At 70.5% G+C, this 9,821-nt stretch carries 8 protein-coding genes and 1 pseudogene; 7 read left to right on the forward strand and 2 right to left on the reverse strand.

Features of this window, described 5'->3' with window-relative positions; genetic code table 11:
• On the reverse strand, positions 1-366 hold a 366-nt coding region (locus ACR2JA_RS06525; RefSeq protein ID WP_434008296.1), incomplete at its 3' end, for a glutathione S-transferase N-terminal domain-containing protein.
• Between the two features lie 171 nt (positions 367-537).
• On the opposite strand from ACR2JA_RS06525, the gene speB reads away from it, so the two are divergent.
• The 5 genes from speB (at position 538) to ACR2JA_RS06550 (ending at position 6,646) form a co-directional block, all read left to right on the forward strand.
• Positions 538-1,470: an agmatinase gene (gene speB, locus ACR2JA_RS06530; RefSeq protein ID WP_434008297.1), complete on the forward strand. Its 933-nt coding sequence runs from the start codon at positions 538-540 to the stop codon at positions 1,468-1,470.
• Position 1,471: 1 nt separating this feature from the next.
• Positions 1,472-2,785, forward strand: coding sequence for an NAD(P)/FAD-dependent oxidoreductase (locus ACR2JA_RS06535; RefSeq protein WP_434008298.1), 1,314 nt, complete (start codon positions 1,472-1,474; stop codon positions 2,783-2,785).
• Positions 2,786-2,966: 181 nt separating this feature from the next.
• On the forward strand, positions 2,967-4,361 hold the full coding sequence (locus ACR2JA_RS06540) for a sensor histidine kinase (RefSeq protein WP_434008299.1): 1,395 nt from the start codon (positions 2,967-2,969) through the stop codon (positions 4,359-4,361).
• Positions 4,358-5,755: a sigma-54-dependent transcriptional regulator gene (locus ACR2JA_RS06545; protein WP_434008300.1), complete on the forward strand. Its 1,398-nt coding sequence runs from the start codon at positions 4,358-4,360 to the stop codon at positions 5,753-5,755. The genes ACR2JA_RS06540 and ACR2JA_RS06545 overlap by 4 nt, the downstream gene beginning before the upstream one ends.
• A 225-nt stretch (positions 5,756-5,980) precedes the next feature.
• Positions 5,981-6,646 (forward strand): hypothetical protein, encoded by a 666-nt coding sequence (locus ACR2JA_RS06550; RefSeq protein ID WP_434008301.1) that lies wholly within the window; start codon positions 5,981-5,983, stop codon positions 6,644-6,646.
• A 25-nt stretch (positions 6,647-6,671) separates the two neighbouring features.
• On the opposite strand, the gene ACR2JA_RS06555 is transcribed toward ACR2JA_RS06550, so the two are convergent.
• The gene (locus ACR2JA_RS06555) at positions 6,672-8,159 is read right to left on the reverse strand and encodes a PLP-dependent aminotransferase family protein (RefSeq protein ID WP_434008302.1); all 1,488 of its coding nucleotides are present in this window, start codon (positions 8,157-8,159) and stop codon (positions 6,672-6,674) included.
• 230 nt (positions 8,160-8,389) lie between these two features.
• Between ACR2JA_RS06555 and ACR2JA_RS06560 the strand changes: the two genes are divergently transcribed.
• Positions 8,390-9,190 carry a gamma-glutamyl-gamma-aminobutyrate hydrolase family protein gene (locus ACR2JA_RS06560; RefSeq protein ID WP_434008303.1) on the forward strand — a complete coding sequence of 267 codons (801 nt, stop codon included), beginning with the start codon at positions 8,390-8,392 and terminating at the stop codon, positions 9,188-9,190.
• Positions 9,191-9,234: 44 nt separating this feature from the next.
• Positions 9,235-9,821: pseudogene (locus ACR2JA_RS06565) on the forward strand (glutamine synthetase); the annotation flags it as partial.

The following is a 9,821-nucleotide window of genomic DNA, read 5'->3' on the forward strand; positions in this document are numbered from 1 at the left end:
GGCTTCGTCGGGCATGCCCGGCGTGAACAGGGGCGAGAAGCCCTTGTGCAGTTCGGTGCCGATGAAGTTGAGCCACTCCATCAGGCGGTAGCGGCCCAGCGTGCCGTAGGCGGGCGCGAGGTTTTTGTCGGGGGCCTGGTCGGCGATGTACTGCACGATGGCCGGGCCTTCGCGCAGTTTCTCGCCGTCGGCCATCACCAGCAACGGCACATAGCCCAGCGGGTTGACCTGGTAGTAGTCGCTGCCGTCGGGCAGCTGGTGGGTCTTGGTCGGAGCGGCGATGGCTTCGAACGGCAGGCCGGACTCGTGCAGCACGATGTGGGGCGAGAGCGAGCAGGCGCCGGGAGAGTAGTAGAGCTTGAGCATGGTTGAGCCTCCTGGGGGTTGGGAATGGGTGGCGGCGATGCTAGCCCGCCCGGCGTTTTCCTGCTGGCCCCGGCGCATGGCCCGCTGGCCAGGGGGTCAAGTGGACTCAACAAGTGGCGTTCGAGTTGGTATCTTGTGGTTCCACTTTCCCGCCGATCTCACCGCACCGCCATGGCCTCTGCCCACTTCGCCTTTGCCAGCAACACCAACCGTTTCCTCGCCTGCGAACCGCTGGCCGACCAGCCCTTCGCCATCGCCGGCGTGCCCTACGACGGCGTGGTGACCAACCGGCCCGGGGCGCGCTTCGGCCCGCAGGCCATCCGCGCCGCCAGCCTGATGCTGTGCGACGGCATCCACCCCTTCTTCGACGTGAGCGCGGTGGACCAGCTGGGCGACGCGCTGGACATGCGCCTGCCCAACGCCTCGCCGCTGCCCGACGTGCGCGCGCAGATCGAGGTGCAGGCCGCAGCGCTGATGGCGAAGCACCACTGCGTGTTCCTCGGCGGCGACCACTCGGTCACGCTGTCGCTGCTGCGGGCCGCGAAGGCACGCCACGGCCAGGCCCTGGCCTGCGTGCATTTCGACGCCCACTGCGACACCTGGAGCGACCACTTCGGCGAGCCCTCCGGTCACGGCACCTGGACGTATGAAGCGATCCAGGAAGGCCTGATCAGCGCCGAGCACACGGTGCAGATCGGCATCCGCTCCAGTGGCGAGCGCGCGGCGCGCGAGTACGTGGCCGACCAGGGCGGGCAGATCTTCACCGCGCGGGCGCTGCGCGGCCTGGACGGCGCGGCGCTGGGCCCGGTGCTGGCGGCGATCCGCCAGCGCATCGGCGACCGGCCCTGTTACCTGACGCTGGACATCGACGTGCTGGACCCGGCCTTCGCGCCCGGCACCGGCACGCCCGAGCCGGGCGGCCTGACCAGTGCCCAGGTGCTGACCTTCATCGAGGAACTGGCCGACCTGAACTGGGTGGGCATGGACTGCGTGGAGGTGGCCCCGGCCTACGACCACGCCGAGCTGACCAGCAACGCGGCCGCGACGTTCGTCTGGACTTACCTGTGCGGACAGGTCAAGAAGCGCCATTCGCCGGGGGCCTGAGATGTTCTATCGTTCCCTGCTGAACTCCGACACCCAGCTCAACCAGCAGAGCTACTACGAGGCCAGCGCGACGCGGCCCGCGCCGGCCGCGCCGCTGCAGGGCGCGGTGCAGGCCGACGTGGTGGTGGTCGGCGGCGGTTTCGCCGGCCTGAGCGCCGCGCTGGAAATGGCGCAGCGCGGCCTGAGCGTGGTGCTGCTGGAAGCCGACCGCATCGGCTCCGGCGCCAGCGGGCGCAACGGCGGTCAGGCCATCGTGGGCTACGCCAGCGGCCAGGGGCCGTTTGAAGACCAGCTGGGCGCGCAGGACGCGCAGCGCGCCTGGGACCTCTCGGTGCAGGCGGTGGAGCTGATCGAACAGCGCATCGCCACCCACGGCATCGATTGCGACTGGCAGCGCGGCTACACCTATGTGGCCGATTCGGCCAAGAAGGCGCGGGCCTTGCGCGAGGAGTTTGAAGACCACAGCCGCCGCGGCGTGGCCTGCACATGGGCCGAGGGTTCTGACGTGGCGCGCTTCATCGGCAGCCGGCGCTACGTGGCGGCGTTCCGCGAAAACACCTCGGGTCACCTGCACCCGCTGAAGTACGCGCTGGGCCTGGCGCGCGCCGCGCTGGCGGCGGGTGTGCGCATCTTCGAGCAGTCACCGGTGACGGGTCTGCAGCGCGGTGCCACGCTGGTGGCGCGCACCGCGCAGGGCCAGGTGACGGCGCGTTTCGGCGTGCTGGCCGGCAACTGCATGCTGCCCGAGTTCGGGCCGCGGGTGGCACCCGAGATCGCGCCGCGCATCATGCCGGTGGGCACCTACATCGTGGGCACCGAGCCGCTCGCGCCCGAACTGTGCGAGCGCCTGATCCCCGGCAACGCGGCGGTGTGCGACAACAACTTCGTGCTCGACTACTTCCGCTTCAGCGCCGACCGGCGCATGCTGTTCGGTGGCCGCGTGAGCTACACCACCATGACGCCGCCCGACCTCAAGGGCGTGATGGCACGGCGCATGGGCGATGTGTTCCCCGAGCTGCGCGGCGTGGACGTGCCCTATGTGTGGGGTGGCTTTGTGGACATCAGCATGAACCGCGCGCCCGACTTCGGCCGCCTGGGCGACAACCTGTACTACCTGCAGGGCTTCAGCGGCCACGGCGTGGCGCTCACCGGGCTGGCCGGCCAGCTGGTGGCCGAGGCGGTGGCGGGGCAGGCCGGGCGTTTCGATCTGTTTGCGCGGCTCAAGCACCACGACTTTCCGGGTGGCGCCTTGCTGCGCACCCCCAGCCTCGCGCTGGGCATGCTGTGGTACCGGCTCAAGGACGCGCTGGGCTGAGCCGCCGATAGATATCCTTTGGATTTGGATTCGCTGGCGTGGTGGGCGGTCAGCGGGGCCATCTGTGCCATGGCGGCCGTGCAGGGGTGGCACGCCCATCCGGTCCGGGGCATGCGATCCAGCTCCCGCGCCGGCCTCTTGGGTGCACCGGCGGTGCGTCCCTAGAATGCGGAGGCCGCCTGTGCACACCTTGTTCAGTCCGGACCCCGCCATGGCCCTGCCCGACCTGCGTCAGTTGTTCCAACGCCCCGCCCTGTTCTGGACGCGGCGCTTTGCGGTGTTGAGCCTGCTGTGCGTGCTGATCACGGCCTCGGTCAGCGCCACGCTGCTCTCGCGCAACGTGTCCGAACGCATGCTCTGGCGCAACGGCGAGCTGGCGCAGGAGTTCCTGGACAGCCTGGTGCGCATGCAGCACGGCGACCGGCTGTTCACGGGCCCGAGCGAGCCTCAGGCCTTCGAGGCGCTGTTCGGCGAACTCTCGCGCATGCCGGGGCTGGTGCACACCAACGTGTACGACACGCAGCGGCGCCTGGTGTGGTCCACCAACGCGGCCGCGATCGGCCGCAACCCCGGGGCCAACCACGAGCTGGACGAAGCCTTGTCGGGTCGGCTGGCGCTGGAGAGCGAGCTGCTGGAAGCGTCCAGTTTCATCAAGCCCGAACATGCGTTCGTGTCGGACGAGGCGCGTGACGCGATCGAGGTCTACATCCCGGTGCACGACGTGGACAAACACGTGGTGGGCGTGGCCGAGCTGTACATGCAGCCGCAGCGGCTGGTGGCCTCGGTGCACGAGATGACACGCTTCGTCTGGCTGGCCTGCGGTGCCAGCGGCCTGCTGATTTACCTGGCGTTGGTGGGGCTGGTGATGATGGCCGACCGCCAGATCGCGCGCCAGCAGCGCACCATCGTCGCCAACGAATCGCTGGTGGCGGTGGGCGACATGGCCTCGGCGGTGGCACACGGGCTGCGCAATCCGCTGGGCTCGATCCGCTCCAGCGCCGAGCTGATGGCGCAGGGCCCCGAGGCCGCCGCAGCGCAGGACATCATGGCCGAGGTGGACCGGCTGCAGACCTGGATCTACAAGCTGCTGGCCTACGCGCAGCAGGGCGGGCGCCAGCTGACGCCGGTGGACCTGCCCGCCATGTGCGATGCGGTGCTGCACAGCCACGGCGCGCGCCTGGCGCGCCAGCGCGTGGCGGTGGTGCGCCAGTGGGCGACCGGTCTGCCGCCGGTGATGGCCGACGCCCCCGCGCTGGAACAGGCGCTGGACAACCTGGTGGCCAACGCCATCGACGCCATGCCCCAGGGCGGCGAGCTGCGCCTGGGCATCACCGAACGCAAGGGCCGGCTGGAGCTTCAGGTGGCCGACACCGGCGTGGGCATCGCACCGGCCGACCTGGAACGCGTGTTCCTGCCGTTCCACACCACCAAGCGCACCGGCGTCGGCGTGGGCCTGCCGCTGGCGCGCCGCACCATCGAACGCCTGGGCGGCAGCCTGCGCCTGTTCAGCTGGCAGGGTGAGGGCACGCAGGCCGTGCTCACGCTGCCCACCGCCACCCCCCGAAGCACCGCATGAACTACACCGTATTGATCGTCGAAGACGAGCCCGTGCTCGCGCGCAACATGCACCTGTACCTGGAGCGCCAGGGCCTGAGCTGCCAGACCGCCGGCAGTGGCGAGGAAGGGCTGGCGCTGCTCGAAGATCAACGCCCCGACGTGGTGGTGCTGGACCACAACCTGCCCGGCCAGGACGGGCTGAGCGTGCTCAAGCGCATGCGCGAGCGCGAGCCGCAGCTGCCCATCGTCATGGCCACCGGCCACGGCAGCGAGCAGGTGGCGGTGGACGCGATGAAGAACGGCGCCTTCGACTACCTGATCAAGCCGGTGTCGCTGCACCAGCTCAAGCAGGTGCTCGATCGCGCTGTGCAGGCGCAGCGCCAGACACAGGAGCTGCAGCACCTGCGCCGTGTGGTCGAAGGCGCCCCCGCCAGCGGCCAGGGCCTGGCGGCGCTGGTGGGCGAATCGCCGGCGATGCAGAAGCTGGTGGGCCGGCTGCGCCAGATCGTGGACGCCGATGCGCGCCTGACCGAAGGAGCGGCGCCGGCGGTGCTGATCCACGGCGAGACCGGCACCGGCAAGGATATGGTGGCGCGCGCGCTGCACTTCGAAGGCCCGCGCCGCGCCGGTCCGTTCGTTGAAATCAACTGCGCCAGCCTGCCGGCGCACCTGGTCGAGAGCGAGTTGTTCGGCCACGAGCGCGGCGCCTTCACCGATGCGCGCGAGCGCCGCATCGGCCTGGTGGAAGCGGCGCACGGCGGCACGCTCTTTCTGGACGAAGTGGGCGAGCTGGAACTGGCGACCCAGGCCAAGCTGCTCAAGCTGCTGGAAGACCACGAGGTGCGCCGCCTGGGCAGCGTGCGCCTGCAGAAGGTGGACGTGCGCGTGCTGGCGGCCACCAACCGCCCGCTCGAAGCCATGGTGCAGGCCGGCACCTTCCGCAGCGACCTGTTCTTCCGTCTGGGCGCGCTGCGCGTGAACCTGCCGCCGCTGCGCGAGCGCGCGGGCGATGTGCTGGTGCTGGGCCGTCTGTTTCTGGCGCGCTCTTCACGCCGCTACGGCAAGAGCGGGCTGCATTTTTCCGACGAAGCCCTGGCGCGCCTGCAGGCCCACCACTGGCCGGGCAATGTGCGCGAACTGGCCAACGTGGTCGAGCAATGCGTGATGCTGGCGGCCGACCCGCTGATCGAAGCCGACGACCTGGCGCTGCCGGTGCCGCTGGATTCGACCTTTGCCGGCCTGGAGCCGCTGAGCGCCGAGGCCGCCCCGACCAGCCTGCCCGAGACCGAGCGGCGCCTGCTGCTCAACGCGTTGGAGCGCAACCGCTGGAACGTGACCCAGGCCGCGCGGGCGCTGGGCATCTCGCGCGACACCCTGCGCTACCGCATCGACAAGTTCGGCCTGCGGCCCTGAGCCTCGAACAGGCCCTGGTGGGTGGGGGAAATCCCCCGCTCCACCCGGTCAAATGGGCTTTTTGCCCATCTGTTGCGGGACCCTTTGGCGCCGCATGTGCAAAAAGCCCATGCAAATCAAGGCTCTGTGTTGAAGGCGCGGGCTGGCACGTCCGCTGCAAAGGAAGACCCGTGTGGCGCAGTCCGGCGCCCACATCCTTCTCTTCCTTTCCATCGGGAGTCCATCATGAAGACCTTGTTGTCCACCCTGGCGCTTGGCGCCGTTTTCACCACCTTCGGCAGCGCCGCCCTGGCCGCCACCCCCGCCGCGGGCAGCCGCGACCCGTTCTTCTCGGGCGATGCCGTGGCGGCCAAGCCCGGCGATGCCGTCATCCAGCTGGCCCGCCAGGGCCGCGGGCGGGGCGGTGACAGCGGTGGCGATTCCGGCCGTGGCCGCGGCCGCGGCGGGGACGGCAGCAGTTCCAGCGGTTCCAGCAGCGGTGGCAGCAGCAGCAGCGAGGGCGGCCGTGGCCGCGGGTCCGATGACGCCGCTGGCGACGACCGCGGTGGCCGTGGCCGTGGTGCCGACGATGGCGCCGTTGACCAGCGCCGTGGTCGCGGCACCGATGACCCGGCGGGCGACGACCGTGGCCGCGGCCGTGGCACCGACGACGGCCCCAACCACACGCAGGCCCCTGCCGGTGACGACGCACAGCTGGCCCGTCGCGGCCGCGGCGCCGACGATGGCGCTGGTCACCAGCGCCGTGGCCGTGGCACGGACGACGGCGCGAACCACGCCCAGGCACCGGCGGACGACGCCACCCTGATGGCCCGCCGCGGTCGTGGAGCCGACGATGCTGCCGGCCACCAGCGCGGTGGTCGCGGCGCAGACGACGGCGCGAACCACGCCTGATCGGGCGGGCGGCCGGTGCGTGCGATCAGCCCCGCTCGGGCAGGGTCTGCCGCACCGCCGCCGCCAGCACCGGCCCGCAACGCTGGATCTGCGCCAGCGGTGCGTAGCCATAGCCGATGACCAGACCGCGCAGGTCGCCGCGGGCCAGGCAGTAGGCCGAGAGCGGGCGCACCGTCAGCCCCTGCTGGGCGATGCGCTGGGCCAGGGCCCGGTCGTCCACGTGGGGCGGCAGGCGCAGGCACAGGTGCAGGCCCTGTTCGGCGCCGCTGATGAAGATGTCACCGCCCAGCACGGGCTTGAGCGCTTCGAGCAGGGCGGCGCGGCGCTCGGCGTAACTTTGCCGCGCGCGGCGCAGCGCGCTGCTGAAGTGGCCCATCTCGATGAACTCGGCCAGCGCGGCCTGCAGCGGCATCTGCCCGGGGCGGTTCAGGTCGTAGTGCGCCTGTTTGAAGGCGGTCACCAGCGCCTTGGGCACCACCAGATAACCGAGCTTGATGCCGGGGTAGAGCACCTTGGAGAAGGTGCCCATGTAGAGCACGCGGCCGTCCACGTCCAGGCCTTCGAGGCTGGAGATCGGCGGGCCGGAAAAGCGGTACTCGCTGTCGTAGTCGTCTTCCAGCACCCAGGCGCCGTGGGTGCGCGCGGTGGACAGCAGCTGCTGGCGCCGCGCCAGGCTCATGACGGCGCCGGTGGGGTACTGGTGCGAGGGCGTGACGTAGATCAGTTGCGGGCGCCGCGCCTCGTCCGCCGCCAGGGGGTGGATGCCTTCGTCGTCCACCGCCACCGGGTGCAGCGCCAGGCCGTTGGCCATGAAGGCCTTGGCCGCGCCCCAGTAGGCCGGGTCTTCCACCCACACGGTGTCGCCGTGGTCGGCCAGCAGGCGCGCGCACAGTTCCAGCGACTGCTGCGTGCCGGTGGTGACGATGACCTGGTCGGCGTCCAGCTGCACGCTGCGGAACACGCGCAGGTAGTCGGCGATCGCCCGGCGCAGCGGCGCGTAGCCGCCCGAGTCGTTGTAGTCCAGCATGTCCGGGTAGGTCATGCGCCAGTGTTTGTTCTGCAGCCGCTGCCACAGTGTGAGCGGGAAGGCGCTGAAGTCGGCGATGCCGGGGGTGAAGGGCTGCACCTCCAGTTCGGTGGCGCGAAAGCGCCCCGACAGGGCCAGGCCGCGCTGCGACAGGCCGCCCGCCGCCGGGCCCGGCGCACCGCGCGGGGCCGAACGGGCCGCCGCGCCGGGGCTGACGCGGGGCACGTTGTCGTTGACGTAGGTGCCACTGCCCACGCGGCTTTCCAGGTAGCCCTCGACGCTGAGCTGGTTGATGGCCGCCACCACGGTGTTGCGCGAGAGGTTCAGGTCTTGCGCCAGGTCGCGGCTGGAGGGCAGGCGCTCGCCCGGGCCGAGCTTGCCGTCGAGCATGGCGCGGCGCAGCGCTTCGTAGAGCTGGCGGTGCAGCGGCAGGGCGTCTTGCGCGCCCAGGCGGGTCATCTCGGTCAGCAGGAATTCGGACAACATGTGTGCGGGGCGTGAGGGCAGGATTCAACGAAGGCTCCAGCGCGCCATGTCTGATCCAGACGCACCGTGGAACCGGCTTTGCCGGGCCACCCGTGCGGTCCCCCTTTCAAGGGGGAAGCCGCGCCAGCGGCGCAGGGGGTTGGCTCAAGTGGCACCATGGAGTGGCTTCAACTGGCTCCGATTGTGATCCAATTGTCCGGCCAGAATCAACCCACGTGTTTGGAGATGCCATGAACAAGCCGACACCCTGCATGGTCTGGCTGCCCGCCGACCACCGCCTGCTGGGCGACCACGGCCACCAGATGCCCTTCTTGCTGCTGGGCGACAAGTACGCCCGGGCGGTCAAGGTGGGCGCCGACTGCCAGCCGGTGATGTTCCCGCTGGCCGACGCCGAACAGATCGCCGACCTGCTGCCCCTGGTGGACGGGGTGATGCTGACCGGCTCGCCGTCCAACGTGCACCCGGCCCACTTCGACGAAGACGTGGCCGACCCCAGCCTGCCGCTGGACCCGGTGCGCGACGCGCTCACGCTGGCGCTGATCAAGGCCTGCGTGCACGAAGGCGTCCCGCTGCTGGGCATCTGCCGCGGCTTCCAGGAAATCAACGTCGCCCTGGGCGGCACCCTGCACCAGCGGGTGCACGAGGTGCCTGGCCGCATGGACCACCGCGAGCCCAAGGGTGCGCCGTACGACGAGCAGTACGCGCCGCGCCACGCCATCCACCTGGCGCCGGGCAGCGTGTTCGAGACCTGGGCTGGCGGCCCCGAGGTGATGGGCAATTCCCTGCACGGCCAGGGCATCAACCGCCTGGCACCGGGGCTCGAAGCCCTGGCCCACGCGCCCGACGGCCAGATCGAAGCGGTGGCGGTGCAGGGCGCCCGCACCTTCGCCTACGCGGTGCAGTTCCATCCCGAATGGCGTTGCTGGGAAACGCCGTTCTACAACGCCATCTTCGACGCTTTCGGCAAGGCCTGCCGCCAGCGCCGCAGCCTGCGCCTGCAGGCGGCCGACCTGGCGCGCACGGGCGCCTGACGCCCACCCCCCACACAACCACAACGACAGACAAGGACCGGCACATGACAGCCCCCTCCAAGACCAACATGAGCTTCAACGACCTCGAGAACTGGCTGAACCAGCGCCGCGTGACCGAGGTGGAATGCCTGGTGCCCGACCTGACCGGGGTGGCCCGCGGCAAGATCCTGCCGCGCGAGAAGTTCACCGAAGACCGCGGCATGCGCCTGCCGCAGGCCATCGTGGGCATGGGGGTGACGGGTGAATTTCCCGAAAGCGGGCCGTACTACGACGTGGTCGACCCGACCGACAAGGACATGCAGCTGCGCCCGGACCCTTCGACCGTGCGCATCGTGCCCTGGGCCACCGACCCGACGGCGCAGGTGATCCACGACTGCTTCGACCACGAGGGCAAGCTGGTGCCGTTCGACCCGCGCAGCGTGCTGCGCCGCATTTGCGACCTGTACGAGGCCGAAGGCTGGGACCCGGTGGTGGCGCCCGAGCTGGAGTTCTACCTGACCGCGCGCAACACCGACCCGAACACGCTGCTCAAGCCGCCGATCGGCCGCAGCGGCCGCGCCGAGTCGTCGCGCCAGGCCTATTCGATCGATGCCGTCAACGAGTTCGACCCGCTGTTCGAAGACGTCTACGA

The sequence above is a fragment of the Hydrogenophaga sp. genome (genome assembly GCF_051007235.1).
Lineage (GTDB): Bacteria > Pseudomonadota > Gammaproteobacteria > Burkholderiales > Burkholderiaceae_C > Hydrogenophaga.